At 41.1% G+C, this 26,841-nt stretch carries 30 protein-coding genes and 5 pseudogenes; 23 read left to right on the top strand and 12 right to left on the bottom strand.

Annotated features, from left to right (window positions below; all coding sequences use genetic code 11):
- The first annotated feature begins 158 nt into the window (after positions 1 to 158).
- The 9 genes from KUH03_RS40105 to KUH03_RS40070 all read left to right on the top strand — a co-directional run bounded on the left by KUH03_RS40105 (position 159) and on the right by KUH03_RS40070 (position 8,058).
- A complete protein-coding gene (locus tag KUH03_RS40105) occupies positions 159 to 704 on the top strand; it encodes an RNA polymerase sigma-70 factor (RefSeq protein WP_257090183.1) in 546 nt (181 codons plus the stop codon).
- 312 nt (positions 705 to 1,016) lie between these two features.
- Positions 1,017 to 1,919 carry a FecR family protein gene (locus KUH03_RS40100; RefSeq protein WP_257090182.1) on the top strand — a complete coding sequence of 301 codons (903 nt, stop codon included), beginning with the start codon at positions 1,017 to 1,019 and terminating at the stop codon, positions 1,917 to 1,919.
- A gap of 36 nt (positions 1,920 to 1,955) precedes the next feature.
- Complete coding sequence (locus tag KUH03_RS40095; RefSeq protein WP_257090181.1) at positions 1,956 to 2,108, top strand: hypothetical protein; 153 nt, start codon at positions 1,956 to 1,958, stop codon at positions 2,106 to 2,108.
- 119 nt (positions 2,109 to 2,227) lie between these two features.
- The gene (locus KUH03_RS40090) at positions 2,228 to 5,224 is read left to right on the top strand and encodes a TonB-dependent receptor (protein ID WP_257090180.1); all 2,997 of its coding nucleotides are present in this window, start codon (positions 2,228 to 2,230) and stop codon (positions 5,222 to 5,224) included.
- Between the two features lie 18 nt (positions 5,225 to 5,242).
- Positions 5,243 to 5,827 carry a RagB/SusD family nutrient uptake outer membrane protein gene (locus tag KUH03_RS40085; protein ID WP_257090179.1) on the top strand — a complete coding sequence of 195 codons (585 nt, stop codon included), beginning with the start codon at positions 5,243 to 5,245 and terminating at the stop codon, positions 5,825 to 5,827.
- Positions 5,736 to 6,791 (top strand): RagB/SusD family nutrient uptake outer membrane protein, encoded by a 1,056-nt coding sequence (locus tag KUH03_RS40080; protein ID WP_257090178.1) that lies wholly within the window; start codon positions 5,736 to 5,738, stop codon positions 6,789 to 6,791. The genes KUH03_RS40085 and KUH03_RS40080 overlap by 92 nt, the downstream gene beginning before the upstream one ends.
- 64 nt (positions 6,792 to 6,855) lie before the next feature.
- Positions 6,856 to 7,083: a heparan-alpha-glucosaminide N-acetyltransferase domain-containing protein gene (locus KUH03_RS49900; protein WP_373564573.1), complete on the top strand. Its 228-nt coding sequence runs from the start codon at positions 6,856 to 6,858 to the stop codon at positions 7,081 to 7,083.
- Between the two features lie 64 nt (positions 7,084 to 7,147).
- A complete protein-coding gene (locus KUH03_RS40075; protein WP_373564572.1) occupies positions 7,148 to 7,543 on the top strand; it encodes a hypothetical protein in 396 nt (131 codons plus the stop codon).
- On the top strand, positions 7,540 to 8,058 hold the full coding sequence (locus tag KUH03_RS40070) for a hypothetical protein (RefSeq protein WP_257090177.1): 519 nt from the start codon (positions 7,540 to 7,542) through the stop codon (positions 8,056 to 8,058). The genes KUH03_RS40075 and KUH03_RS40070 overlap by 4 nt, the downstream gene beginning before the upstream one ends.
- A gap of 525 nt (positions 8,059 to 8,583) precedes the next feature.
- Here the strand turns inward: KUH03_RS40070 and KUH03_RS40065 are convergent.
- Together KUH03_RS40065 and KUH03_RS40060 are read right to left on the bottom strand one after the other, a co-directional pair.
- On the bottom strand, positions 8,584 to 9,243 hold the full coding sequence (locus KUH03_RS40065; protein ID WP_257090176.1) for a hypothetical protein: 660 nt from the start codon (positions 9,241 to 9,243) through the stop codon (positions 8,584 to 8,586).
- Positions 9,243 to 9,914 carry an exonuclease domain-containing protein gene (locus tag KUH03_RS40060; RefSeq protein ID WP_257090175.1) on the bottom strand — a complete coding sequence of 224 codons (672 nt, stop codon included), beginning with the start codon at positions 9,912 to 9,914 and terminating at the stop codon, positions 9,243 to 9,245. Before KUH03_RS40060 ends, KUH03_RS40065 begins: the two co-directional genes overlap by 1 nt.
- A 343-nt stretch (positions 9,915 to 10,257) precedes the next feature.
- Between KUH03_RS40060 and KUH03_RS40055 the strand changes: the two genes are divergently transcribed.
- Positions 10,258 to 10,650: a GNAT family N-acetyltransferase gene (locus KUH03_RS40055; protein ID WP_257090174.1), complete on the top strand. Its 393-nt coding sequence runs from the start codon at positions 10,258 to 10,260 to the stop codon at positions 10,648 to 10,650.
- Here KUH03_RS40055 and hutG read toward each other — a convergent pair.
- The 5 genes and pseudogenes from hutG to hutH all read right to left on the bottom strand — a co-directional run bounded on the left by hutG (position 10,647) and on the right by hutH (position 16,471).
- A pseudogene (hutG, locus tag KUH03_RS40050) lies at positions 10,647 to 11,527 on the bottom strand (formimidoylglutamase). The gene KUH03_RS40055 and the pseudogene hutG overlap by 4 nt on opposite strands.
- Positions 11,528 to 11,634: 107 nt before the next feature.
- Positions 11,635 to 13,333 (bottom strand): annotated as a pseudogene (locus KUH03_RS49895) (hypothetical protein); the annotation flags it as partial.
- 313 nt (positions 13,334 to 13,646) lie between these two features.
- A complete protein-coding gene (locus KUH03_RS40035; RefSeq protein WP_257090173.1) occupies positions 13,647 to 14,480 on the bottom strand; it encodes an amidohydrolase family protein in 834 nt (277 codons plus the stop codon).
- Positions 14,481 to 14,502: 22 nt separating this feature from the next.
- The gene (locus tag KUH03_RS40030; RefSeq protein ID WP_257090172.1) at positions 14,503 to 14,898 is read right to left on the bottom strand and encodes a hypothetical protein; all 396 of its coding nucleotides are present in this window, start codon (positions 14,896 to 14,898) and stop codon (positions 14,503 to 14,505) included.
- An 11-nt stretch (positions 14,899 to 14,909) separates the two neighbouring features.
- A pseudogene (hutH, locus tag KUH03_RS40025) lies at positions 14,910 to 16,471 on the bottom strand (histidine ammonia-lyase).
- 76 nt (positions 16,472 to 16,547) lie between these two features.
- Here hutH and KUH03_RS40020 point away from each other — a divergent pair.
- From KUH03_RS40020 to KUH03_RS39970, 10 genes and pseudogenes are all read left to right on the top strand, one after another.
- The gene (locus tag KUH03_RS40020) at positions 16,548 to 16,730 is read left to right on the top strand and encodes a LysR family transcriptional regulator (RefSeq protein WP_257097785.1); all 183 of its coding nucleotides are present in this window, start codon (positions 16,548 to 16,550) and stop codon (positions 16,728 to 16,730) included.
- A gap of 29 nt (positions 16,731 to 16,759) precedes the next feature.
- Positions 16,760 to 17,335 carry a LysR substrate-binding domain-containing protein gene (locus tag KUH03_RS40015; RefSeq protein ID WP_257090171.1) on the top strand — a complete coding sequence of 192 codons (576 nt, stop codon included), beginning with the start codon at positions 16,760 to 16,762 and terminating at the stop codon, positions 17,333 to 17,335.
- A gap of 187 nt (positions 17,336 to 17,522) precedes the next feature.
- Positions 17,523 to 17,813 (top strand): antibiotic biosynthesis monooxygenase, encoded by a 291-nt coding sequence (locus KUH03_RS40010; RefSeq protein WP_120257879.1) that lies wholly within the window; start codon positions 17,523 to 17,525, stop codon positions 17,811 to 17,813.
- A 106-nt stretch (positions 17,814 to 17,919) separates the two neighbouring features.
- Positions 17,920 to 18,426: an S-ribosylhomocysteine lyase gene (locus KUH03_RS40005; protein WP_120257880.1), complete on the top strand. Its 507-nt coding sequence runs from the start codon at positions 17,920 to 17,922 to the stop codon at positions 18,424 to 18,426.
- On the top strand, positions 18,427 to 19,071 hold the full coding sequence (locus KUH03_RS40000) for a hypothetical protein (RefSeq protein WP_257090170.1): 645 nt from the start codon (positions 18,427 to 18,429) through the stop codon (positions 19,069 to 19,071). It begins immediately after the preceding gene.
- 477 nt (positions 19,072 to 19,548) lie between these two features.
- Positions 19,549 to 20,027: pseudogene (locus KUH03_RS39995) on the top strand (trehalose-6-phosphate synthase).
- A 79-nt stretch (positions 20,028 to 20,106) separates the two neighbouring features.
- A pseudogene (locus KUH03_RS47475) lies at positions 20,107 to 20,657 on the top strand (trehalose-6-phosphate synthase); the annotation flags it as partial.
- A gap of 54 nt (positions 20,658 to 20,711) precedes the next feature.
- On the top strand, positions 20,712 to 21,098 hold the full coding sequence (locus tag KUH03_RS47470) for a trehalose-phosphatase (RefSeq protein WP_306429886.1): 387 nt from the start codon (positions 20,712 to 20,714) through the stop codon (positions 21,096 to 21,098).
- Positions 21,098 to 21,526: a trehalose-phosphatase gene (gene otsB, locus KUH03_RS39975; protein ID WP_257090168.1), complete on the top strand. Its 429-nt coding sequence runs from the start codon at positions 21,098 to 21,100 to the stop codon at positions 21,524 to 21,526. Before KUH03_RS47470 ends, otsB begins: the two co-directional genes overlap by 1 nt.
- 545 nt (positions 21,527 to 22,071) lie before the next feature.
- Positions 22,072 to 23,376: a glycoside hydrolase family 15 protein gene (locus tag KUH03_RS39970; RefSeq protein WP_306429323.1), complete on the top strand. Its 1,305-nt coding sequence runs from the start codon at positions 22,072 to 22,074 to the stop codon at positions 23,374 to 23,376.
- A 20-nt stretch (positions 23,377 to 23,396) separates the two neighbouring features.
- Here KUH03_RS39970 and KUH03_RS39965 read toward each other — a convergent pair whose 3' ends face one another.
- From KUH03_RS39965 to KUH03_RS39950, 4 genes are all read right to left on the bottom strand, one after another.
- A complete protein-coding gene (locus KUH03_RS39965) occupies positions 23,397 to 23,582 on the bottom strand; it encodes a CsbD family protein (protein ID WP_104382022.1) in 186 nt (61 codons plus the stop codon).
- Positions 23,583 to 23,638: 56 nt separating this feature from the next.
- A complete protein-coding gene (locus KUH03_RS39960; protein WP_223585233.1) occupies positions 23,639 to 23,908 on the bottom strand; it encodes a hypothetical protein in 270 nt (89 codons plus the stop codon).
- A 280-nt stretch (positions 23,909 to 24,188) separates the two neighbouring features.
- A complete protein-coding gene (locus KUH03_RS39955; RefSeq protein WP_257090167.1) occupies positions 24,189 to 24,380 on the bottom strand; it encodes a hypothetical protein in 192 nt (63 codons plus the stop codon).
- A complete protein-coding gene (locus KUH03_RS39950; protein ID WP_257090166.1) occupies positions 24,371 to 24,790 on the bottom strand; it encodes a hypothetical protein in 420 nt (139 codons plus the stop codon). The genes KUH03_RS39955 and KUH03_RS39950 overlap by 10 nt, the downstream gene beginning before the upstream one ends.
- Positions 24,791 to 24,966: 176 nt before the next feature.
- On the opposite strand from KUH03_RS39950, the gene KUH03_RS39945 reads away from it, so the two are divergent.
- Together KUH03_RS39945 and KUH03_RS39940 are read left to right on the top strand one after the other, a co-directional pair.
- Entirely contained in the window at positions 24,967 to 25,317 is a 351-nt protein-coding gene (locus KUH03_RS39945) for a hypothetical protein (protein WP_257090165.1), read from the top strand.
- A 23-nt stretch (positions 25,318 to 25,340) separates the two neighbouring features.
- Complete coding sequence (locus KUH03_RS39940; protein WP_120257886.1) at positions 25,341 to 25,586, top strand: Rho termination factor; 246 nt, start codon at positions 25,341 to 25,343, stop codon at positions 25,584 to 25,586.
- Between the two features lie 66 nt (positions 25,587 to 25,652).
- Here the strand turns inward: KUH03_RS39940 and KUH03_RS39935 are convergent, their stop codons facing one another.
- The gene (locus tag KUH03_RS39935) at positions 25,653 to 25,898 is read right to left on the bottom strand and encodes a hypothetical protein (RefSeq protein ID WP_257090164.1); all 246 of its coding nucleotides are present in this window, start codon (positions 25,896 to 25,898) and stop codon (positions 25,653 to 25,655) included.
- Positions 25,899 to 26,300: 402 nt separating this feature from the next.
- Here KUH03_RS39935 and KUH03_RS39930 point away from each other — a divergent pair, with 402 nt between their 5' ends.
- Positions 26,301 to 26,801 (top strand): RNA polymerase sigma factor, encoded by a 501-nt coding sequence (locus KUH03_RS39930; RefSeq protein WP_223580154.1) that lies wholly within the window; start codon positions 26,301 to 26,303, stop codon positions 26,799 to 26,801.
- Positions 26,802 to 26,841: the final 40 nt, after the last annotated feature.

Raw genomic sequence — 26,841 nt, 5'->3', positions numbered from 1 at the left:
AACTATAGGCCGAGAGGCCAAAACAGACAATACCTTATACAATTGGGCTGGCAATATTAATTTTAAAAATTGGAATATTCCTAATTTAGTAACTACATTTACAACACAAATTATATAGTCAGATAACATAACCGAAGAAAAACAGATTATTGTGTCAGATGAAAGATAGTGGGAGCCATTCGGATGAAGAGTTGATTCTATTGATTCAACAGGATGATAATATCGCTTTTGAAGCATTGTATGAGCGCTACTGGAAGAAGCTCTACTATCAGGCTGCCCGAAAAACAGATTCGCTGGAGGATGCACAGGAAATCGTTCAGAATATCTTCACTTCTATTTGGCTCCGAAGACAGCAATTGCATATAGAGAGCAACGTCTCCTCCTATCTCGCTGTCGCTGTGAAATACAAGGTCTTTAAATATCTGGCACAGCGTTATAAACGAGAAGCCTTTCAACAGGATAACGATTGGGTAGATTTTGATAACTCCACCGAAGATTGGCTTCAATTTGAGGAATTGCGAGCCCGGTTGGAACAAGTTGTCTCAACCTTACCCGAGAAATGCCAGCTTATTTTCAAACTATCCCGTGAACAAGGACTGACTTACAAACAAATTGCGGATGAACTTGATATCTCCGTGAAGACAGTTGAAACCCAATTAAGTCGTGCCCTAAAAAAATACGCACTGGTATTCAGCGTTTTCTGATTACTTTATAATTTTTTTCACCCGACTGTCAGGGTACCGCCATATTTCGGGAACTATATAGAAAATACCCCTAAATATGGTTGATAACAATCAATTTGATATTAAGCAATTAGCTTATAAATGGCTTCAAGGCACCTGTACGGAAGAAGAAGAGGCGTATTTACTGCAATGGTATAAAGAAAACAATGAAGCCCCCTCCCTATTCCCGAGCAAATCGCAACGAGTGAGCAAGAGCTTAAGGAACGTTTATTTTCGAATATCAAACAGCAAATAGAAAGCTCCAAAATCGAACCGATTTCCAGATGGTACAAATTGGCTGGAATTGCTGCGGCATTGTTACTCCTATTTGGACTTCCGCTTTATCTCGTACAGCACACGGACTATGAGCAAGTAACGAAAATAGCTACAGTTCAAAAAGTGGTTCATCCTGGGACAAAAGCTGCTGTATTAATCTTGGCAGATGGAACCAAAATAGATCTATCCGACAATAAACAGCATATTCTACATCAAGATGCAAAGGTAAAGATCACGACGACCGCCGAAGGTACGGTTCAATATCAGTTTACCGCCGGAAACAGCAATCCTGGTCATAGAACAAATACCATAGAAACACCGATCGGTACAGAATATAATATCATACTTGCAGATGGCAGTAAGGTATGGTTAAATGCAGGCTCCAAACTGACCTTTCCCGAGACTTTCGCATCCAACAACAGGGAGGTAACATTGTCCGGTGAAGCTTATTTTGAGATTACACCAGATAAGAAAAAACCCTTCTACGTCAATGCAGACCAGCAGATCATCCGGGTTTTCGGAACGCATTTTAATGTACAGTCTTATCCGAACGAGAACAACAGGACCACCCTTGTCGAAGGCTCAGTACAGGTGACACAATCCGGTCGATCCAAGATGTTAAAACCAGGTCAGGCCGCATTCAGCAGGAATAACAATTTACTTGTCCAGGACGTGAACATTGAAGAAGCGATAGCCTGGAAAAATGGCTTCTTCTATTTCGAATCTACACCGGTCAAGGAAGCCCTATCTGCTATAAAACGCTGGTATAATGTGGATATCATCTACAAAGGAACCAATGAAAAACGTGAACTGACCGGAAAAATAAAACGCAACTCCACCGCGCAACAATTGATTGAAACACTCAACTTCCTCGATATTAAATGCCAATTAAAAAACAACAAAATTGAAGTAGAACTCTAACGTATAAAAATATAGAACACATTTACCAACTAAATTATGTATAAAGTTACAACGAATCATTTTGCGCATAAACGGGCAAAACTATTTGGTGCCCTACTTGCCATCCAGTGCCTAGCGACTGTCAATAACAAGGCTATCGCCTTGGTGAGTCAATCAAAATCAAATTACATGACAAAGAATATACATTAGCAAAGTTTGCGCGAGAAATCGAACGGCAAAGTTCCTACGTATTTCTTTACGACAATTCTCAGATCAATGACAATCAAAAGATTCTGATCCATCATACGGACGGCTCCATTGAAGAGATTTTGAATGACAACCTAAAAGAACTATCGTATTCGTACAAAATCGTCAACAACACCATTGTATTAAAGAGGAAAATTGATATAGCCCAGGCAAATAATCAAACTGTCCAACAGCTGATCAAAGGGAAAGTGGTTGATATGGACGGAAAACCGCTAGCGGGCGTCACCATCCGAAATATAGATAATGGCCGTCAGGCCGAAACCAACAGTAAAGGCGAGTTTAGTATAGAAGGCGCACCGACACAACAACTAAGCTTTAGTTCTGTAGGTTATGAAACGGTAAATAATACGATCAGCAACAGCAACCCCTTGACGGTTCAACTGAAAACGGCAAATAACCAATTGGAACAGATCGTTGTGATAGGTTTTGGAACGCAGAAGAAGAAAGATATTACCGGAGCGATTGCTACCATGAACACAAAGGATATTGAAGACAGACCGGTAACCCAGTTAGCTAGTGCCATGGAAGGGAAAATGGCTGGGGTAGAAATCGTCAAATCCTCGGGTCAGCCACAGGCTGGTTTCTCTATCCGTGTACGCGGAACGTCGACAATCACTGCCGGTAGCAACCCCTTGTATATTCTGGATGGTGTTCCTACCGAAAATATCTCCGAACTCAATCCTTCAGATATACAGAGCATCTCGGTGTTAAAAGATGCCGCATCCGCAGCTGTCTACGGTTCTTCGGGTGCCAATGGCGTCGTCCTCATTACAACCAAACGTGGGAATAATGGTAAAACATTAGTAAATTTCGAAACTTATCAGGGTTTTTCAACAATCTGGAAAAGACCAAAGGTATTAAATGCTGCGCAATACAAAGATCTGATGACCGAAGTTGGAGAAACAACCGATTGGTCCAAATATTCAGCCGATACCAATTGGCCAGATCAATTGTTCCGCATGGGGCATAGCCAAAAATATCAGGCCTCTGTACGTGGCGGCGATGAAAAGACCGGGTTTTACATCTCAGGATCGTATCAGAAAGACAATGGTACCGTCATTACAAATACAGTTAACAAAGTCAATTTCAAAGTCAATCTCGATCATCAGATCAACAAGATATTCAAAGTAGGAACGAGCATGTCTTATAACCGCTGGTATGATGTGGATATTCCCGAAAATACACGGAATGGTGTTATTATGAATGCTTATTTAGGTTCCCCAGTGATTGGAATCTACGGTGACAAAGGCGCATTTACCGTAGACCCTTTTTATACAGATCTTGATAATCCTGTAGCATTGGCTACCGGAAATGAACATTCTTATGTCAACAATAGATTTACCGGAAATATCTTTGCTGAGGCGAATATCCTCCCTGAACTAAAATTCAAAACTTTATTTGGCTACGAGAAATACAACAACCAATACCGCAGTTTTGTCGATCCATTTCGTACCACCGAAGGCCGGAAATATAAGGGAATGGCCCAGCTCGACCAACAGGACAATCAGTATTGGATGTCTGAAAATACCCTAAACTATGATAAGACCTTTAATGAAAAACATCACTTCACTGGTTTATTGGGGTATATTACCACCAAAACACAAACAACAGGTTCAAGTATAAGTACACAGAACTTTGCTAATCCAGCGATCCATACCGTTAATGGCGGATCGATGATTACAAGGATGCCTACTGCAAAGGATGCTACAATCACGACCGTTTCTGGTATCGCCAAAATCGGTTATGATTATAATGGCACCTATTTATTTACGGCCAATTTAAGAGCAGATGCATCTTCGGTATTTGGCCCCAACAACCGCTGGGGCTATTTCCCTTCCTTTTCAGCAGGCTGGCGTATATCAAATGAGGGTTTCTTCGAAGCCTGGAAAAATACTGTCAACGATTTAAAGATCAGAGCGAGCTGGGGTAAAGTCGGAAACAGCCAGATACCGGCCTTCGCCTATCTTGGCTTAATAGATGTGACAGGATCGTACGTCATTGGTGATCAGGTTGTACCGGGCTACACACCAATCACGCTGGACAACCCCAGCTTGAAATGGGAAACAACCAACCAGACAGATATTGGTCTTGATGCGAGCTTTCTAAACTCCCGATTGACTATTGCGGCAGACTATTACGCAAAGAAAACAGTAGGACTTTTACTTGATTCGCGTGTACCTTATAGTTCGGGATATGCCAAAGTCCTCAGGAACCTTGGCGATCTACAGAACAAAGGTTTTGAGTTTGAATTAAGTAGCCGGAATTTTGTCCAGGACTTCAAATGGAATACAACCCTAACCTTTGGTCTCAATCGCAACAAAGTTCTGAATATTGATGGCGGCACCTATTACGATGGTAATATTGACGGTCGTGGAAACAGTACCATCGCCAAAGAAGGCCTTGCTTTAGGCACCTTTTGGGGATACGTAGCCAAGGGTGTCAATCCGGAAACGGGCGATATGATCTATCAGATGGCTGATCCCGATGCAGGCCTTCAGACGAGCGATATGGCTGTTATTGGTAATGCTACACCTAAATTTTCTTACGGGATGACAAACGATTTCAGTTACAAAAACTTTAATTTATCTTTTTTCTTGCAAGGTGTACAGGGTAACGACATCCTCAATGCAACACGTATTTATACAGAAGGTATGTGGGAGCCTCGAAACCAAAGTGCGGAAGTCCTTAACCGTTGGAGTCCAACAAATAAGAACAGCACGATGCCACGTCCCGATTTAAACACCACGGAGGATAATTACAATACCAAAATCTCTTCCCGATTTGTTGAAAAGGGTTCCTATCTCCGATTAAAATCGTTAACACTCGGCTATACCATACCCAAACAGGTCCTGGAGAAATGGAAAATTAATAAGCTGCGTTTCTACGTGACCGGTGAAAACCTATTGACTTTTACCAAGTACTCCGGTTTAGATCCCGAGGTCAGTATGTACAGTGCAACCAATCAAGAAGTTGTGAGCTCCAATATGTCTCCGGGTATTGATTTCGGTACTTCACCACAAGCACGCACCTTTATTGTTGGTTTAAACTTAACCTTTTAACCATTTAATTTGAATAACATGAGATCTAATCTATATACGTCGCTCACAATAGCCTTAATGGCATCCCTATCCTTCACTTCCTGTAAGAAGTTTTTGGACGTACAACCAACATCTACGGTAACCAGTGAAAATGCTTACCTGACAGGTGATAATATCGAAAAAGCGATGAATGGCGCTTATAACTCATTCATCGGAAATGGCACAAGACCAGGAAGTAATGCCAATTACTACCAATGGGAGATGATTTTACAAACTGATATCCGCTCTGACAATGCACACGCTGCGGGTGGTGGCGAGATTGACTTTGGACAAATTGATTTCAACACCATCACCAATACCAATGACATGGTTCGAAGGGATTGGGAAGAATTATATGGAGCCATTTCAAAATGTAATATTGTCATTGACAATGTGGGAAAAGTCACTGACCCCACCTTTTCAGAAGAGCGGCGTAAACAAATTTTAGGGAAGCCTCCTTTTGAGAGCTTTCCATTACTACCAGCTGGTCAAATTGTATGGTGGTGTTCCACTGGAAAAACACTCGAACAGCACAGACCCAGAAGTCATCCGTATCAAAAGATCAACTGTAGAAGAGGTTTATGACTTTATAGATTCGGATTTGCAAGTTGCCGTAATCAATCTACCAGACGGATTTGGCCAACCTTCGATCGACAAAGTTCGCGCAACAAAAGGTGCCGCAAATGCCCTCCTGACCAAGATATGGGCACAGCGCCCGGATCGGGATTACAACAAGGTTCTCCAATACGCAAATGCAGTAATTAACGGAAAAGGTGGCTATCAGCTGCTTCAAAACTATGCTGACCTCTTTGATGGCGCACACAACTACAACAATGAGTCAATTATAGAAATCCCATATGTTGCCGGAAGTCCCAATTTAAGTTGTTGGGGAGGTGCCTTCTTTTTCCCCGATCTGGATGGGAATGGACTGATCAATGAAAATGAATGGCGCAGATATGGCACTCCTTCTAAAGATCTTGTAGATGCTTATGACAAAGCGGGTGACACCAAACGAAAAAATGCCAATATCTGGTTCTTTTCTGTCCCTTGGGCTGATGAGTTTTGGAACCCTTGTGCTGATAGCAATACCAAAATCCCCTTTAATGTCAAGCAAAAACACGCCAATAGTTTTCAGAGTGGAGACCATTTCTACCTGCTCCGTCTGGCAGATATTGTTTTGTTAAAGGCTGAAGCTTTAAATGCCTTAGGCAATTCAAACGAAGCAATGAATACCCTTAACATCATCCGTCACCGTGCTGGGCTGCCCGACATCACAACAGGCAACGCAAGTCAGCTGAAATCTATTATACTCAATGAGCGCCGATTGGAACTTGCTTTCGAAGGACAACGTTGGGATGATCTAAATCGCTATGGTGTTACGGTGGACGTTATGAATAAGCTGAACGAGCTCAAGTTTACCTGTAACGAAGGAAATGTAAGTGCCCCTACTCCAATAAAATATAATTTTAACCAAAATAGCCTCCTACTACCAATACCATTATTGGAAATGCAGGCAAACCCTAGCCTGACTCAAAATCCAGGCTATTAGTGACCAACCCGAGGCCGCTTTAGTTGAACTGAATTTACTAAAGCGGCCTTTTTTACATCAATTTATGAACCGCTTTAAATCATTAGACATATTTCGTGGATTTACCGTTGCAGCCATGATACTGGTCAATAATCCAGGAAATTACCACCATGTATATCCGCAGCTGGAACATTCCGCTTGGCATGGCTGTACATTTACAGATCTTATTTTCCCCTTTTTCCTGTTCGCCGTAGGAAATTCAATGGCTTTCTCTTTAAAAAAATGGAAGAAATCCCATCTGCGGTATTTCTAAAAAAATCAGCAAAAGATTTCTATTATTATTTCTGATCGGCTTCTTATTAAATATTTTCCCTTTTGTGGAATGGAATAGCCAGCATCAGCTGGAGTGGCTGTCCATGGAAAAATACCGCTACTTTGGTGTTTTACAACGTATTGCCTTATGCTATTTTTGCAGTGCACTATTAATCTATTACCTCAAAGACAAGGGAGCCGTTATCACGAGTATCTTTCTGCTACTTTTCTATTGGTTAATCTGCTATATAGCCAACCCCAATGATCCCTATAGCTTGGAAGGATGGTTTGGAACAGCTTTGGACATCAAGCTTTTCGGTGCATCTCACCTTTATCATGGTGAAGGTAAAGCATTTGATCCCGAAGATATCTGGAGCGCACCCGCTGCAATCAGTCAAACTGTTTTTGGTTATATTACCGGAAAATATATTATTCAAAGATTAGCGGAAAGAAAGAGTTGATCAGGCTATTTGCCTGGGGACTGGCCTTGATGGTAGCCGGATATTTATGGTCTTTTGCCTTCCCCATCAATAAAAAGATCTGGACCAGCAGTTATTGCCTATTCACAACCGGGATAGCCTTAGCTTTTCTGAGTCTGTTAATTTATCTGATTGATTTTCTAAAGATCAAAGGTCCGCTATACAGTGTGTTTGACGACTTTGGTAAGAACACACTTTTCATCTATTGTCTGAGTGGAATTGTTCCCAGCCTATGTGCCCTTATTTTGATACCAAATACAAAACAAAACCTCTGGGATTTTAGCTATCAGGCGATATTTGGAAACTGGACAAACCAAACACTAGGGTCAGTACTATTTGCCCTATTGTTTGTTTTCCTCAATTGGTTAGTAGCCTTATTCCTCAGAAAAAGAATATCTACATCAAAATCTAGGTTTATTGAAGCAAAAAATTCGGTATTTTCTACTGTCTACAAAGTAGACAGCTCCAGCAGAACGACACAAAAAAAAAGGGCCTAGGCCCTTTTTATATATAAAGATATGGATAAGATATACCGTAGCTACTTTTAGAAAACGCCCCATATTTGTTTACTAATTCCGCCATTACAGTATGCATGTACTAAAGTAAGTCAAATTAACCCTATAGAGAAAAAAAACAAGGGGGACAAAAGGGGGACAAATCGCAATAATTTGATATACAAACCATTACTGTTACAAGATAAAATAGCCAAAAGTGCTTTTTAACAAAAAGAACTAGGTCTAATTTCATCTCGCAAGCACTTTCCATCTATAGGAGCAACGACAGACGCTGTCTCTGTATATAAAAAAAGACCTGAGGTTGGGAGCCCCAGGTCTTAACTAACCAATTATTAACCTAAATTATGAAAAGTCTTTTTTATTATTCTACACAAGGAATATTTCAACTATTAGACCAAAAAGAGTGTCGATTTTATATTTCACATTTTTTTAACAAATTGCTGAGATTGATATGACGAATCTCCCCTTTCCGGATCGCCTGACTATATTATCGAATAATAGATCAACTTATTGGAAGAGCTTGTCTGTGGCAATTTTGTCATAATCAGTGTCAGGTTCAGCAGCTATAAGCCCAGCCGGATTTTGAGTCAGAAAATGCACCTTATTGGGATAGCGTTCGGCCATTTGCCTGACCAGCTCCATCATATAATGATTGCTTGGATAAACCTTTACCTGGGTTCTGATATCTGCTAAATCAGCATATTGACCATATAGATCAATATAGCCCATGCCATAAAACCGGCCATTTTCAATGACAATACAGCTCTTTTCTTCTATACTCCGCCCCTTATCTATAAATACATAAGATGGCCTTTGTTTTAACCATTCATCAATACAACGCTCCACACGTGTATTATGCAGTGCTTTGTCAGGCAAATCAGCTCGACTGACGGATTTAGCTGCCAAACTAGCAGTGCCAAAATGACAAAACTGAGCGCTAATCTCTCCTTCTTTCATAAAGGACTGTAATAATTGAATGGCATCATATTCCCGTTGAAATAACTGAATGCAGTCCTGGATCCGATTCATTTTACCTATTGCCAAATGGAGATACCCATTTTGATCCTCATAGCAAAACAAACCAAATTTTGGTTCATACCGTTTGAGTGCCCGATTATATTTGGGCCAAAGTCGTTTAATCTCCGCACATTCCAGTAGCAGGGACATTAGTTCTGTGCCACAAGACTCGTAACTAATGTGATAGATCTCTTTAAAAAATTTTGTCGCTGCGCCTGAATATTGTTACCTGTAAAGTGGGATAACACCCTTTTCTTGATATTGACCGCCTTCCCCACATAGATCACCTTCCCATTTCTATCATGAAAATAATAAACACCGGCGGTATCTGGCAATTGCTCAAATTCCTTCCGATCTAAATGCGGCGGAAACCGCTGATCGATCGCCTTGTGTTTGATCATTTCCTGAAACACCTGCGTTGTATCGAGCGCACGAAGATAGGCGAAAAGAATCGCTGTTGCATCGGCATCACCACCTGCCCTGTGCCTATTTTCGATGGGTATGTCGAGGTAATCACACAAACGTCCCAAACTATAGGATAAAAGCCCCGGTTTGATCTTACGGGCATAGCGTACGGTACATAATTTAATGGAAGACCAGTCTATTCCGGCCTCCTGAAGCTGAAAACGAATGAAGGAATAATCAAAATTGACATTGTGGGCAACGAAAACACGATCTTTCAATAATGTATAAATTTCTGGTGCAACATCCTCAAATAATGGCGCATCCGCAACCATCTCATTGTCGATACCCGTAAGTGCAAAAATAGAATTCGGAATTTCAACCCCTGGATTTACCAAAGTCTCCCAACGATGCAGCACGCGATTACCGTCGTGTATAACGATTGCAATTTCAGTAATCCGGCTGGATTTTGCATTACCCCTGTGGTTTCTATATCCACAATGGCAAACTCTTGTTTTTTGCTCCGATTCATAGTCATTCCTAAAACAAATATACTAACATATTTAGTATATCTATATATTTTAGCATTTATTTGGCAAAAGAGCAGACAGCCCTTAGCACAACGTTGATTAATCCCGATCAGCCTAACATCACTTGGTCAATTTTCAGCAATATTCGACAGGATAAACAATTCAAGGATAATGTTGACCAGATTTTGTTTATTTTGGATATACTTTTATATAACACATCAAATTATCATCAATGGAAGTAGTACATAAAAACGACGAAAAACATGGCAGTTTTGAGGTAGTAGATCAAGGAAAATCAGCTGCACAAATGACATATACCTGGGCTGGACCAACAAAGTTTATCATTGACCATACCGAAGTCAACGAAAACTATACCGGCAAGGGATTAGGCAAACAACTATTGATGGCTGCCGTAGCCTTTGCCCGAAAAGAACATCTCAAAATCCTCCCCTGTGTCCCTTTGCAAAGTCAGTCTTTGACAAACAAGCGGAGTTGGCTGATGTACTTTTCTAGTGCAACGAAAAAACATACAAGCAGGTTAGATCTTTCTATGAAAGATCTAACCTGCTTGTATCATTTAGACAAGTCTTATTTCACCAAGACCTATCCAAATACAATCGATTAAAACCTATTTAAAAATTTAAAGATAAGATCCGCCGCCAGTTTTGCTGTACGGGCATCGATATCAAAATATGGGTTTAACTCTGCGATATCCATGGATTTCAAATTAGGCAGCCCCACAATAGCACTGTACAAATCGAAAAATAGATCATCCGGAACAATACCATTAAAGGCTAGTGCACTTACGCCGGGTGCATAAGGAGCCGCAAAAGCATCCAGGTCGACAGTTAAGTATATATAATCAACCTGACTGGCAAATACTTCAATTTGCTCCTTAATAGCATTAAGCTTACCTGGAACCAGATCTCTTCGTTCGATAATCTGCGTATGCTTGGACTTTGCATAGTTGATAAGACCACTTGTATTACTGATCTCCTGTATACCAATCGCCATATAATGAAACGATTGGCCCATACCTTCACGATCCGCTTCAATCTGGTAAAATCCTGTTCCTGAATTCCCCTGCCCTCCAGCAAGTGCACGCATATCCAAATGAGCATCCAGGTTGATAATACCGACCTTATGTCCACCATCAGCCACAAAATCTTTTATGCCGAGATAATGCCCATAAGTCACCTCGTGTCCACCCCCAATACAATAGGAAATCCACCTGCTTTAAGAATTGAAGACACAGCATAACCAAGCGCCATTTGACCAGACTCTAAATCACTATCTTTAAGCAAAATATCACCAGCATCTTTAAGCTGTAGTTCAGATGAAAAATGTACCGGCAGATTAGCAAGTACGTTTCGTATAGCGCCAGGTCCATCTTTCGCACCTACCCGTCCCTGGTTGCGGGCGACACCTTCGTCACTGCAAAACCCCAAGAACACCACTGACCGATTCAAATTGGGATCGACCAACAGGTCCGTACATTCCATCAATTGATGCCAGCGCATCCAATCCCTTTGTTCGCCGTCGATTCGCCCTTTCCAGACGGCCTGGTCTCCCCTTATATATAAGTCCCGCTGGTTAAGTAAAAGATTCATTCGTTGTCATTAAACAATTCATCAATAATATGGTCGTCCACCAGTTGTGCCCGGGTAACCTGTAGCGTTGGATTACTTGCCATTGCACTATCCAAGGCTTGATTTGCCTCTTTATTACGTGCCCAGGCACGCCTAGCGATACCATTATTCACATCAAAGTACAACATTTTCTCCAGTTTACCATCTGCGGCTACCGAACCATCAAGCAACATCCCGAAACCACCATTGATTACTTCGCCCCAGCCAACACCGCCGCCATTGTGAATGGAGACCCAGGTTGCACCTCGAAAACTATCACCTATTACATTATGTATCGCCATATCCGCGGTAAACTGGCTTCCGTCATAGATATTACTCGTCTCCCGATAAGGGGAGTCCGTTCCACTGACATCGTGATGATCTCGTCCCAATACAACTGGACCAGCAAGTTCTCTGTTTCGAACGGCTTCGTTAAATGCTTTGGCAATAGCGATACGGCCATTAGAATCAGCATACAGGATACGGGCTTGTGAGCCCACAACCAACTTATTCTTTCCGGCCTCCTTGATCCATTGGATGTTATCCAACATCTGCTGTTGGATCTCCTTTGGCGCTATCGCCTGAAGCGATGTCAGTACATCCATTGCAAGCTGATCTGTCTTTTCCAGATCTGTAGCCTCTCCGGAGGTACATACCCAACGAAAAGGACCAAAACCATAGTCAAAGCACATGGGACCCAAAATATCCTGAACATAAGATGGATATATAAATTTATCTCCTTCCGAATCCAATATTGCCGCTCCGGCACGACTACTTTCCAGCAGAAATGCATTGCCATAGTCGAAGAAATATGTACCCTTGGCAACATGATTATTAATGGCATCTACATGACGAACTAAAGTTGCCTGAACAAGCTGCTTAAATCTATCCGGATCGGTGGCCATCAACACATTGGACTCGTCAAAAGATAAGCCCATTGGATAATAACCTCCAGACCAGGGATTATGAAGCGATGTCTGGTCAGATCCAACAGTCACATAAATATGCTCACGGTCAAAGGCTTCCCAGACCTCCACAATATTACCAATATAAGCAAAGGATATCGTCTGCTTTTTATCCATCGCTATGCGAACCTGCTCCACCAATTGGGCAATATCTTCCACCAATACATCTACCCAACCCTGCTCGTGTCTTTTTTCGCGGCTGTAGGATTGACCTCAGCACAGACGGTAATGCAGCCAGCAATATTACCCGCTTTTGGCTGTGCACCACTCATCCCCCAAGGCCGGAGGTCAAAAACACTTTTCCTTGGATAGACTCTCCAACTGGAAGCTGCCGACGGAAAGCGTTCATGACCGTAATTGTTGTTCCGTGCACAATACCTTGTGGGCCAATGTACATATAGGAACCTGCAGTCATCTGCCCATATTGGGTGACACCAAGCGCATTGTACCGCTCCCAATCATCGGGTTTCGAATAATTCGGAATCATCATACCATTGCTGACAACAACCCGGGGAGCATGTTCCGAAGATGGAAATAAACCCATTGGATGACCACTGTACATATGCAACGTCTGTTCATCCGTCATCTGCGAAAGATAATGCATCGTCAGGCGGTATTGTGCCCAATTTTGAAATACGGCACCATTACCGCCATAAGTAATCAACTCATGGGGATGTTGGGCAACAGCAGGATCCAAGTTATTCTGAATCATCAGCATAATGGCTGCTGCTTGTTTACTTTTTGCCGGGTAGGCTGCTATTGGACGTGCATACATTTCATAACTTGGCCTAAAACGATACATATAGATCCTTCCGTACGCTTTTAATTCGGCCAGAAACTCCGGTGCCAATTCTGCATGCCATGATTTTGGGAAGTAACGCAGGGCATTTCTGAGCGCAAGCTTTTCCTCTTTTTTAGAAAGAATATCTTTGCGTCGTGGTGCATGACTTACAGTCAGATCACGCGCTATCTTGGGGGTAGCTGCGAAGGGATACCTTCTGCGACTACACGACTAAATACATTGTCCATCATCGTTCAATTGAAAACACTTCCTTACCATTTTTCCAGACAGCCGAAGGCTGCATACTTCCTTGATAATAAGTGATATTTTGATAATTATTGGTCTGAAATAAACTAAAATCCGCTCGCATTCCCTTTGCCAGTTTCCCGCGATCATGCAGATTCAAGGCATGTGCTGCCCGGAAGGTCAATGCTGACAAAACCTCCGCGTTGCTGAGCTTTTCCATTGTTGCCAATATACAGGCACTGGTCAGCAATTGGCCAATCGGCGCGGACCCCGGATTCCAGTCACTTGCGATTGCTAAACTTGCACCAGCGTCCAACAGTTTGCGTGCCGGTGTGAAAGCACAACCGATACCAATAGATGCCGCAGGCAATGCCACCGCAACGGTATCTGAATGTGCCAAAAGCTCAATTTCGATTGCAGTAGACGCTTCAAGGTGATCAGCGGATCGTGCTCCTAATTCCACTGCAACTTGACTTCCGGAGGTGCTGAACTGATCTGCATGAACCGTCAAATCGAAGCCCATTTCTTTGGCCCGTTGCAAGTACGGTCTGATCGTTTCGGCGTCAAATGCTGTTTTTTCAATAAAAGCATCCACCCGATTGGCCAACTGCTGTGCTTTCAATTCTGGGAAGAGAGCTGCCTCCATCAAATCAAGGTAATCTTTTGCCGATCCCTTATAGTCCCGTGGCAGCATATGTGCTGCTAGACAAGTCGGTATTAAATCCGCAGCAGTTTGGTCATTTGCCCTCTTAATAGCGCGCAAAATCTTAAGTTCTTCTTCAACTTGAAGACCATAACCACTTTTAACTTCGATAGTTGTAATACCTTGCCGCAATAAAAACCGGAACGATCGATAGTCAGTTGTACCAGTTCATCTTCAGCACTGGCTCTTGTCTGGGATACCGTACTCCAAATTCCCCGCCGGATTCCGCAATTTCCAGATAGGAAGAACCTGCGTTACGAAGCGCAAAATCATTTGCCCGCTGCCCTGCATAGCTAATGTGGGTATGGCAATCCACGAAGCCTGGTAAAGCAACCTGATCACCTTCAAGATGGATGATGGTAGCTCTTTCCTGCCATTGTTGACATAAAAGCTCAAAATCACCTATCTCTTGAATGATTTCTCCTTCAATCAAAATGCCAGCATGATCAATGATCTGTAATTCGTTATCCTTTATAGCACCTTTCAATGAAATATGATCCATTGTCAATAATTGCCTGAAAGGACCTATAAGTTTTAAATCTTTTTCCATGATATGCCAATCTAAAATGTATCAAAACGTTCTACCAACGCGGTCTCAACATCTTGCTGCGGATTAGTCTGCTGACGTAGGGTAATCAGTTCACCCGATTTGACCAATTCCAATGCATTCGTTAACAAAGCTTCCATTGGCTGATCGGATTCAATATGTGGAATAAACTGCCGTATGCGTTCATGAACCGCTTCCAATGCCGGAGTAGACCGCAGCGGGTGATGATAATCCTTCGCCTGTGCTGCGCATAACAATTCAATACTTAGTATTTTATCCACATTGTCGATCACCTGTAGTAACTTTCTACCCGAAATGGAACCCATACTCACATGATCTTCTTGTCCCAGTGATGTTGGGATACTATCCGCACTTGCTGGAAAACACAAACCCTTATTCTCACTTGCAATAGCAGCCGTACTATATTGGAGAATCATAAAACCAGAATTAAGTCCTGTCGATTTCATCAACAACTTAGGCACCCCATTGGTTTGCCCCTCCAGGGATAAATACACCCTCCGATCTGATATATTACCTATTTCCGATACGGCAAGTGTCGCATAATCCAAAGGCAAAGCAATGGACTGTCCATGGAAACTGCCGCCACTGATCGTTAATTCATCGTTTATAATAACAGGATTATCTGTTACCGAGTTGATTTCAACCTCGATCGTGTCCTTTAAGTGAAGCCATGCATTACGTGAAGCGCCATGCACCTGTGGGATACAACGTAAAGAATACGGATCCTGAACACGCGAACAATCTTTATGACTTTCTAAAATAGCTGACCCATAAAGTAGGGAATGGATATTTGAAGCAACATAGCGATTGCCAGCATGTGGACGCAGTTGGTGTAATTCGGAAAAGAAAGGTTTAATGGATCCATTCAGCCCTTCGATCATCAACGCAGCAATAATATCCGCATTTTGAAGTACTCTGTTGAACTCGCTTACAGCTTTCACACCATGAGCAGCCATAAACTGTGTCCCATTGATCAAGGCCAATCCCTCCTTAGCACCTAATTGAACAGGCTTAAGACCATGTTGCACTAAAATATCTGCCGTTGTATAAATCTCACCCTTGACATTCACTTTGCCAAGCCCAATCAGGGGCAGGAAAAGATGGGACAATGGTGCCAGGTCCCCGAAGCACCAACTGACCCCTGTTTGGGTACAACAGGAATAACATCCTGCTCGATATGCCATATTATACGTTCCAATGTACTGTACTGAACACCCGAAAAGCCCTTGGCCAATGCATGAACTTTCAATATAAGCATCACTTTGGCCAAATCATTTGCGATGGGCTCGCCCATCCCTACAGCATGGCTCTTCAGGATATTCTCCTGCAGCACCTGCGTCTGATCCGCATCAATCAGTGTTGTACAAAGCGGACCAAAGCCGGTATTGATACCATAAACCACCTGCCCACGTTCGACAATCTGGCGTACATAGGCTGCACTCTGATCGATAGCTGCCTTCACTTCTGCTGAGATCTCCCCTTTAACTTCCCCTTTTGCTATTGCCAAGGCAATGGAACTGGTTAAATGTCCACTACCGTATAAAAATTTTTCCATTGTTATAAAGCTTTTCTCAAATTTAGCCGCTATATTTAATAATTAGAAATACCATTTTTATCATCAATTGATAACCATGAATTATCAGATAGAACTTAGACATCTTCTCTATTTTAAAGTATTAGCCGAAGAGCTCCATTTCAGAAAAGCTGCTGAACGGCTGTTCATTGCCCAGCCGGGGCTGAGTCGACAGATCAAGCAACTGGAAGAAAACTATCACGTAACGCTGTTTGAGCGCAATAAAGAAATGTCTCCTTAACGGAGGCCGGAGGTTATCTCTTTGACGAGGTGAAAGAACTGTTTAGGCATCTGGATCAGATTGAAACGCAGCTCCAGAGTTTGGCCAACGGCAAGATCAGCACCCTAAAGTTGGGCTTTATCGGATCAGCAGTACAAACAATATTACCTCAGTTGTTGCTCACCCTCAAACAAAAGCAACCCGACATCGAACTGTCACTACACGAACTTGCCAATGAAACACAATTGGATCTTATTCAAAAAAAAGAACTTGATTTCGGTTTTGTCCGTCTTTCCGAAACACCGATAGGACTGCATAGCCTTCCTATCCATACAGAACATTTCAGTCTGGTGCTACCAAACAATCATCCCCTGTTAAAACAGGAGAAACCTGATCTATACCAATTAAAGGACGAATCTTTTATTCTGTTTTCCAAAAATTACAGTCACTCCTATTATGATTTGGTCATGAGTATTTTTCAGGATCATCAGTTTACACCAAAAGTTACACTCCGGACAGTAAATGCATTAACCATATTTAATATGGTGGTACAAGGACTAGGCGTCGCCATTGTACCGGCGTCTTTAAAAATGGTTATCAGGTTGATGTACGTTTTCTTGAACTAGATGGCCTAGCACAACGAACTACCTTATCTTTGGTTTGGAATGCCGAAAACCGCAACCCAGGGATACCTTTCGTTTTAGACATTATTGCTTCTCAGGGCCTGAAAGCTATCATTACTGACACTTAGACCTTTTTTATCGTGGAAATATTTGATATATTTACTTGACTATATATTTAAAAAAACAAATTATGATTTTAGAAGTAGCCGTACTACAAATTATCGAGGGACAACAGTCTAATTTCGAACGTGATTATAAAACTGCTTGCCAGTACATTAGCGCCAGCAAAGGGTATATAACACATTCACTCCGCAAATGCCTTGAAAAGGATAACCAATACATCCTATTGGTCGAATGGGAAACTTTAGAGGATCATACAGTAGGTTTCAGAGAATCTCAATTATTTAAGGAATGGGAAAAACTATTACATCACTATTATGACCCCTTCCCGACAGTGGAACATTATGAAGTGTTAAAATAGTTTTTTCATCCATCTTTTCAATAATATCTACTACCTTTGTAGGAATTATAAATTCAACTTTTAACCCCTGTAAAGTCCTGGACTTTATAGCTATGTACAGAATAAGATGTATACAAAAGAAAAAGCAAAAGTAAATAGTTTCACGGTAGACCATACCAAATTGAAACAAGGGATATATGCTAAAGCTTCCAATACCAATAGTAGCGCTATTGAAAGCTATACGACTTACGATATCCGCATGATCAGACCGAATTCACCGGAACGCATGTTGTCTCCGGAGGTGATGCATACATTGGAGCATTGTTTTGCGACAGAAATTAGAACAATTTTGGGAGATGAAGTCATCTATGTTGGTCCAATGGGATGCTGCACCGGATTTTATGTGGTCTTAGCGGGTACAGACAGAAGTCCCCAAGCTGTAGCCGAATTGATGAAAGAAGTGCTCGAAACGATTTTGACTGAAGGATACGAAGTACCTTTTCAAAATCCGATCAGCTGTGGTAACTACACATTCATGGATTTCACTACATCGAAACAAGCCTGTGTCAATTTCTTGCATTTAATCAATGCTGGAGAGCTCGCTTTCGAATACCCTTATATTGAAGAAAATTAAATGATTCTTAACAAAGAGATTGAAACAATCATTCTGGTAGCAAATAAAAATGAATTATCTTTTACTACCGAAAATAAATCAACCTTCATCTATGAAATAGGTGTTGGAAAAGTAAACGCGCTTTTGTCGTTGGCAACGCTCTATGAAGACATCAAAGCACTGGGCATCAACCCTGTTCTACTGAATGTTGGCACGGTCGGATGCACAAGATACCCAATTGGGCATGTATTGTATCCAAACTACTATGCTCAAGGTGATGCTTATACAGATGGATTCTTTTTAGAAAATACACTTTTCCTAAAAGGACAAGGAGTAATCGAATCGGTTTCCCTTGACAAATTTGACTACGAAGAGGCACTGCTGACTTCAGACCGTTTTATCAATGTCAATACGGCCTTCTATCAAGATATCAAACACCTGAACCCTTTGGCCTTTGATATGGAATCCTATGCGCTGGCAAATTTCTGCTTGCTCAAAAACCTGCCTTTTCACAGTATCAAGATCGTTTCAGATAACTGTGATGGTACAGTAAAAGATTGGGAAAGTATCCTTGGTGAAATTTCGGGGCGATTGGGGACAATCCTGGATGAGTTTATGAGAGACCGACTGGTCAAGGAAAAAATAGACATCCCGAGCGTTTCATAAGACTGAACACGCCATAAAAAGACCTGTAGCGAATACTACAGGTCTTTTTTGAAATAATTATCGACTCTATTTACAGCTAAAAGTAAAGCGGAACTAACTATTACCTAAATTTTCTATTTAAGTCCGATAAAAATCACCAATAGACTTTATTTGAATTAATCAAAACGATTTTGAGCTAGGGTTTGTTCAGTTATATGGATACGCACCCATCGTTATATTCATTATAACTCTTCTACACTGCAAATAAATCGATCTAATATTTTTATGAAGAATAAAAAAAAAATAATAATTTCAAATAGACTGCCGATACAAATAGAACGAAAAAAAAGACAAGCTTATCATCAAACCTAGTGCTGGTGGTTTGGCTACTGGCCTAAATTCGGCCTTTGACTCTACTGAAATCTGCTGGGTTGGCTGGCCTGGAATAGTTCCCAAAGATGACAGTGAAAAAGAAAAATCATCGCACTGCTCAAGCCGATGAATCTGCTCCCCGTTTTTTTATCAAAAGAAGAAATCCACAATTTCTATGAAGGTTACTCCAATGAGGTCCTATGGCCAATATGCCACTATCAACCGAGCTATATCCATTTTGATCGGGAATACTGGTCAACTTATGTTGCTGTAAATAAAAATTTTGTGATGCTGCGCTTTCGGCACCGCATTCTCCCGATTTTATCTGGGTACAGGATTATCAGCTCATGCTGCTGCCACAATTATTACGTCAAGAAAATCAGGAACTCAATATTGGCTATTTTCATCATATCCCCTTCCCTTCAGAGGAGCTATTTATGAATATTCCCCAACGGAAAGAGCTTATTGAAGGTTTACTCGGCGCGGATCTTATTGGATTTCACACCTTTGCAGATAGCCAAAATTTTCTTAATGCCTGTAAAAAGTATTGCATGTACCTTGTGGTCACAATCAGCTCAAATACAGCGATAGACATATATTTGTAGAATCATTCCCCATGGGAATAGACTACGACAAGTTTGTCCGCACGAGTTCCCTTCCCGAAGTTAATGCCATCGCCACCCAATTTCGCAGTCATTTTCCAAACCAAAAATAATAATATCAGTAGACCGGCTTGACTATAGCAAAGGCATATTGGAAAGACTACGTGCTTTCCTGACCTTCCTGGAAAAATATCCGGAATGGCATTCCAAAGTCGTACTGTATATGCTGATCGTTCCTTCCAGAGATAAGGTGTCACAATATAAAAACTGAAAGATGAAATCAACCGAAAAGTCAGCGAGATTAATTCAATTTATGGCAATCTGAGTTGGACTCCCGTACTCTATTTTTATAAATCCCTTCCTTTTGAAGAACTTATAGGACTCTATATTGCATCTGATATATGTATGATTACTTCGACGAGAGATGGCATGAATCTCGTTAGCAAGGAATATATCGCCTGTAAGACCAATTCTGATGGTGTATTGATTCTGAGTGAATTTGCAGGTGCTTCGAAGGAACTCGTAGATGCGCTTATTGTCAACCCATACAACCGAGTTGAAACTGCGGATAGTATCTATCATGCGATTAGAATGCCACCAGAAGAGATTCGCGAACGTACAGAAGCTAATCGCCAGATTATACAGAAGTTCAACGTACATCATTGGGTTCGCCTTTTTCTAGATCGAATGGCAGAAACAAAGGCCATACAACGTGATGAATGGGCAAGGCGAATTTCAGATAAAGTTTTTAACAGTATCGCTGAACGGTACAGACAAAGCCATAACAGGCTCTTTTTTTTGGATTATGACGGCACACTGGTCAAATTTCAAAATCATGCCCAGAAAGCTAGCCCAACGGTTCTTTTGTACAATCTCCTGGATAGTATTATCGCCGATCCGCTCAATACGTTGGTCATCATCAGCGGGCGTTCGCAGGAGAGCTTATCTACCTGGTTTGATGGGCGCTCCTACTATTTGGTCGCTGAACATGGGATATGGTCTAATTTTCCCAACTTTAACTGGGCCTACAAAAGGGCTTGGCACTACACTGGATGCCAGAAGTCAAAAAGCTGATGGAAAAGTTGGCTGATCAGACACCCGGTGCCTATATAGAAGCCAAACCATACTCCTTGGCCTGGCATTACCGTAAAGTGGAACAAGGACTCGGAGAACTCAAAGCCGCAGAACTGAAGGAAATTTTAAATCCTATGTTAAATGACTATGGATTACAGCTCCTTGATGGAAATGCCGTAATTGAAGTTAAGAATACCGAAGTCAACAAAGGAAAAGCTGCCCTAGAAATCGCGGGGCATATTAAAGCCGATTTTCTATTGGCTATCGGTGATGATGTCACCGATGAAGATCTTTTCAAATATCTACCCCGCTCTACTATTAGCATAAAAGTTGGCAACAATAAATCGGCAGCAAAATATTATTTGGATCAACAGGAAGATGTACTTCAATTTTTAAATCAACTTATTATAAATCATGAAGGAAAATAAGACAGCAAACAGACATATGTATCAAGCGGGTATCATTGGCAACTGTTCCTATATAGCGCATGTAGACATTAACAGTAATATCTCTTGGTTATGTTGGCCATCATTTGAAGATAGTTTCGTTTTTGGTGGTCTAATAGATAAAAACCAAGGGGCTGTTTCGTCGTAAAACCCGAAGAAGAAATTGTAGAAACGAAACAGTATTACATCAAAAATTCAAATATACTCTGTACAGAAATCCATACTGAATCTTTTGCCTATCGCATAACAGATTTCGCACCCCGATTCGAACAATTTGGACGATATTTTAAACCGCTGATGTTGATCCGTAAAATAGAACCGCTACGCGGTGCACCCAGCGTTAATATCCAATGTCAGCCCACGGGAAATTATGGTCGTAATGCGTTAAAAGCCACGCGGGAAGCAACCATATTCTCTATAGTAGCGCTGATATCGGTGAACGCATTCGCCTGACGACAGATGTACCGATATCACATTTTTTTCAAGAGGACAGCTGGACAATTATCAGCGAGAATAAATATCTTATATTGACCTATGATGCAGCTTTCGAATCTGCGATTGCCAGCACATGTGAAGACTTCTTTGTCAAAACATTGAGCTACTGGCAGCGCTGGATTAAAAGATGTAGTATCCCCAATATCTACCAAAAAGAAGTGATTCGTTCGGCCCTGGTACTCAAATTGCACCAATATGAAGATACAGGAGCTATTATTGCCGCATCGACCACCAGCCTACCCGAATTTCCGGACTCAGGAAGGAACTGGGATTATCGCTATTGCTGGGTCCGTGACAGCTATTATGTATTGACCGCATTGACGCATATTGGTCAGTTTGAAGAAATGGAAAGTTTTGCCAACTATATCGCTGGTATTACACATCACAACCCGGGCAGGCTTCAACCCCTATATGGCATACTGGGGACCTCCGAATTAACAGAGCATATTCTACCCTATCTAAAAGGATATCAGGATAGCGGCCCCGTTCGCATCGGCAATCAAGCATTCGAACATATCCAAAACGATGTATATGGACAGGCAATGATAGCCTTACTCCCACTGTTTACAGACCAACGTTTCAAAGTCCACGAGAACAAAAATGTACTGGGCTGGGTAAACTTTATTCTGGAGAAAATCGAAGCAACGATCGATGAAAAAGATGCCGGAATCTGGGAATTCAGAAATTTTGCCAACCACCATTGTTATTCCAACCTTTTTCAGTGGGTCGGCTGCAAGGCTGCTTTGCTTATCGCCCGCCAAAATGGTTATCAAGATATGGAACAGCGCGCCTCTGTTTTGCTCGAAAAGGCAGCCACTTATATTGAAGCTTGCTATGACGAAGAAAGAAAAGTTTACCAAAATGCGTTGAACAGCCGAAATTTAGATGCCAGCACACTACAGCTGATTGTCATGGATTACTTAGATCCCAAATCAGATCGGGCTTGGCAGCATCTCGAAATGCTTGAAAAAGAACTGAAAGGTGAAAATGGACTCTTTTACCGTTACAAACACCAAGATGATTTTGGCAAACCCAAATCTACCTTTTTAGTTTGTGCATTCTGGTATGTGGAAGCTTTGGCCTGCGTAGGAAGAGTTGAAGAAGCAAAAGAAATACTGGAAAAGCTGTTGACCTACAGTAACCATCTGGGCTTATTCAGTGAGGATGTTACGGAAGATAATGGTAGCCAATGGGGCAATTTCCCACAGGCATATAGCCACGTAGGACTGATGAACGCTGTATATCGGCTCGCCATTAAATTGACAAGCCCATCTTTTCATTATAAAGCACAAAAAATGCGGTCAACTAGATTGACCGCATTCTCTTCTTATATGTAAGTTTACAATTAATCGAATGCTTACATTTTATCTAACCAATCTTCCACCTCTTCTTTTGTCTTACCAGTTTTTTGTTGCAACTTACCCAACAACTCATCTTCTTTACCTTCTGCATATAACAAATCATCATCGGTCAAATCAGCATATTGTTGCTTTACTTTTCCTTTTAACTCGTTCCAACGTCCTTTCCATGTTAAATTACTCATAATACTTCCTTTTAGTTTAAAAATGAAATGATATACTATATATTATATTAAAGTTTTTATATCAACGTTTGTTTATATTCATCGAAATGTTCACATATTTCTTCCATTCCGATACTTTTACCCATTAGATCAATGAAGCGGTTTTTATAAAGTGAAAAAATATACAAACCTGTAGCAATATTCCCGATAACAAATATGCCTTCAAGTTCGTTGCTTCTAACGATCTTATCCTTCAAATGACATTCCTTTAGCAATGGAATATTGTAGGAAGACCATTTTCCCATTCGATCTCTAAGTATCAATCCAATATCTTTTGCTTTTACCATTGTTATTGTGTTTTCTAATGATAGAACAGTTGTCAAAGGTTAAATGTTTCAAAAATTCAACGACTAAAAACAGAACAAGTGTTTAATTTTAAGTCCACCGTATTTATACGTCCGTTTATCGTTCGACTACCTGGCCTGACTATGGGGTCATGGCAGGAGTCATACTATTATTACAGGCCCCTACCTAGCATTTCCGATTCCCTAATTGCATTGGGAATACCCTGATTAACATGGTCGATTGAAAAAAAGTTTCCAAACCTTTCGGAATGGAAACTTGATGTTAAAGGTCTCCCATGGAGTAAGGTTTATTTTTACCTGGCAAGTAGATCTGGAACCCAACGCCTACACCCAAACCACTCGCTCCAGTACCGGTATTAATGCTGGCCTTGCTATAATTGTAACCGAAAGTTGCTTCCAAGGCTACAGTTCTGGTAATAAAATGCGCATAACCAACATTTGCTCCTAATGCCAATGCAGCACTTTTTCCAACTGAGCTCCCGAGATACCGATGTCACCCTGACCGAAAAAACGTCCTGTGGACGAGCCACCTTGAGGAAAATAGTATCGAACAAAAGGTGCTATACCATAGGTCCATTCGTTGTCCGCATCCTTCTGTGTTCGCAAACCCAGGTTAGCCTGTGCACCGATTGCTAAACCGTCTGACACAAAATAGCCTGCGCGCGGTTGCAATGCGGCATTAAACGACTTTCCTTCGAAACTATAACCCAGACTACCGATTGATCCACCGACCATCCAGTTGCCTTGACGGATAGGCTCAACACCGACATCGGAGGACATCTGTGGTGTAGTTTCGATCTTTTGCGCGTTTGCCTGTAAACAAATACCGCCTGTAACCAATAAAAGTAGTGCAAATTTTCTCATAGTATCTTTTTTAATAAATTACTTTAGTTTAATAACAAGCTACATGGTTGAAAAGTTTTGTATTTATTATTAATTTCATTTTTAGTACAGAAACTATCTTATCCCATCCAATAGCAGCTCCATCGCACAAAAAGACAACGATTCGATACTGACAGCTGTTCATTTAGTAAAAAGGAATGATGAGAACAACAATTCAATTTCGTAGTGGTGCGCCGATGACATTTGAAGATGCTTTTATACTACTAAACGAAATAGACCCTATCGGCAATAGTCCAGGTACGGATAGCGGCACACCCGTACGCAAAGCTCCAAAGGTTCCTGACTTGAAAGAAGTAACACCGGATAACTATTATCCGGAAAGTGCTACCGGCCCCGACCCTACAGAGGAAGAGCAACGTGAAAGAGATGATCTGGACCATATCGATCCAGAACATGAAAAACATCCACAGAGGCCGGATCATGAAGAGGAGGATATCTATCCGCCCGACGCTGACCAGGAGGAGGACGTGGAAGAAAAAGGCATATAATCAAGAATTAAAAATAAAACGATATGACTAAAAATCATGGCAAACAGATCAAAGATGATGCGAAATACGAAGCTTTACGTCGTGAAGGTTACAGTAAGGAAAAGTCCGCGCGTATAGCCAATACGCCCGATTCAGGAAAAAAAGGTGGAAAAAGCGCTGATTTGGATGAAAGAAGTAAAGCAGAATTGCTTACGGAAGCAAAGAAAATCGGAATAAAAGGCCGCCATAAAATGACTAAGGAAAACCTAATCAAGGCGATTCGTTCATAATCAAAAACTCCCTTCGTAAAGGGAGTTTTTTATTAACGGTTTCCTATTGAGGCGCTGATAGCATGTCTAATGTTTGACATCCTTTGAACTATCCTTTTGTGTGGAGTCCAGCAAGGTCGTATCCTTCTGCATACTCATCTTTTGCTGCTCACTCAAGTTGTACCTTGTCTCATCGGCATCACTCGGGGCAATATTATCCGATTGTCCGCTTCCCTCCTGATTATTTTTGGAGGAATTTTTACAGGAAAACAAGGTTGTGCTACCTAATAGTACAATAGCAATCATAGGTATTAATTTCTTTAATTCTTTCATATGTAATTATTTTTGTTTGCTAATCTTTATTAAAATAACCCTGTTCAAGAATCTTTAGTTCAATAAAAAATGAAAAACTGTTCCAATTGGCTACAAAGGCAGACAGTTTACCTGATTAAATTTTCATTATCAAGCCCCGTAATTAGGACATTTTTTTAGGGAATAAATACCCTATTGACCTGCAAAAAAAAAGTTTGGGCAGACAGTCATAAAGGCTTTATTTTTCGAATAAACTAGCCTTCATTGTAGCGTTTCAGCTACAAGGTGTCAAAATACGGCTATACGTATTTTCCGCAGTTAGCTGTTTAAACAAACATTAACAGCTCAATTTCAGAAAAAATTAGCACTCTAATTGCACCAATCTTTCAAGAAAATCAATCATTTTAATAAACGAAAGATATCATGAACAATTCCAATTTAAACTTGCTGGTCGAAGAAAAAAGAAGCTTATTGAAACATTTCGCGGGAAAATTCACTACTGATCCTGACGAAAAGGAGGACTTGATTCAGGAGACACTTATTCGCGCATTGAAGTCGATCGATGACTTTATTAAGCATCCCAAATTAATGTCCTGGCTGTACGTAATCATGAAAAATGTTTACATTAATCAGTATCGCAAAGCCAAGCGAACGAACGACATTCATGAAACCTACATTGGCCTCGAAGCCTACAATACAACTGAATCGAATAAAGGTGAAAACAAATTCGTATCAGACGACATCGAAAAGGCGATGTGCAACCTTTCGGAAGAAAATTACCAAATTTTCCAGTTATTTCTGGAAGGTTATAAATATCATGAAATTGCCTCCTATTTTGGGATGCCAGAAGGAACAATAAAGACGAGAATACATATGACACGTAAGAAATTACAAAAGCAGTTAAAAGTATATCAACTTAAATAAAACCAAATATCATTTTTATTGTTAACATAAAACAAGTCCT

Origin of the sequence: Sphingobacterium sp. E70 (assembly GCF_019285695.1) — a bacterium.
GTDB classification, from domain to species: domain Bacteria; phylum Bacteroidota; class Bacteroidia; order Sphingobacteriales; family Sphingobacteriaceae; genus Sphingobacterium; species Sphingobacterium detergens.
The sequence above is the reverse complement of the archived record's forward strand: the minus strand, read 5'-3'. Positions and strand labels throughout refer to the sequence as shown.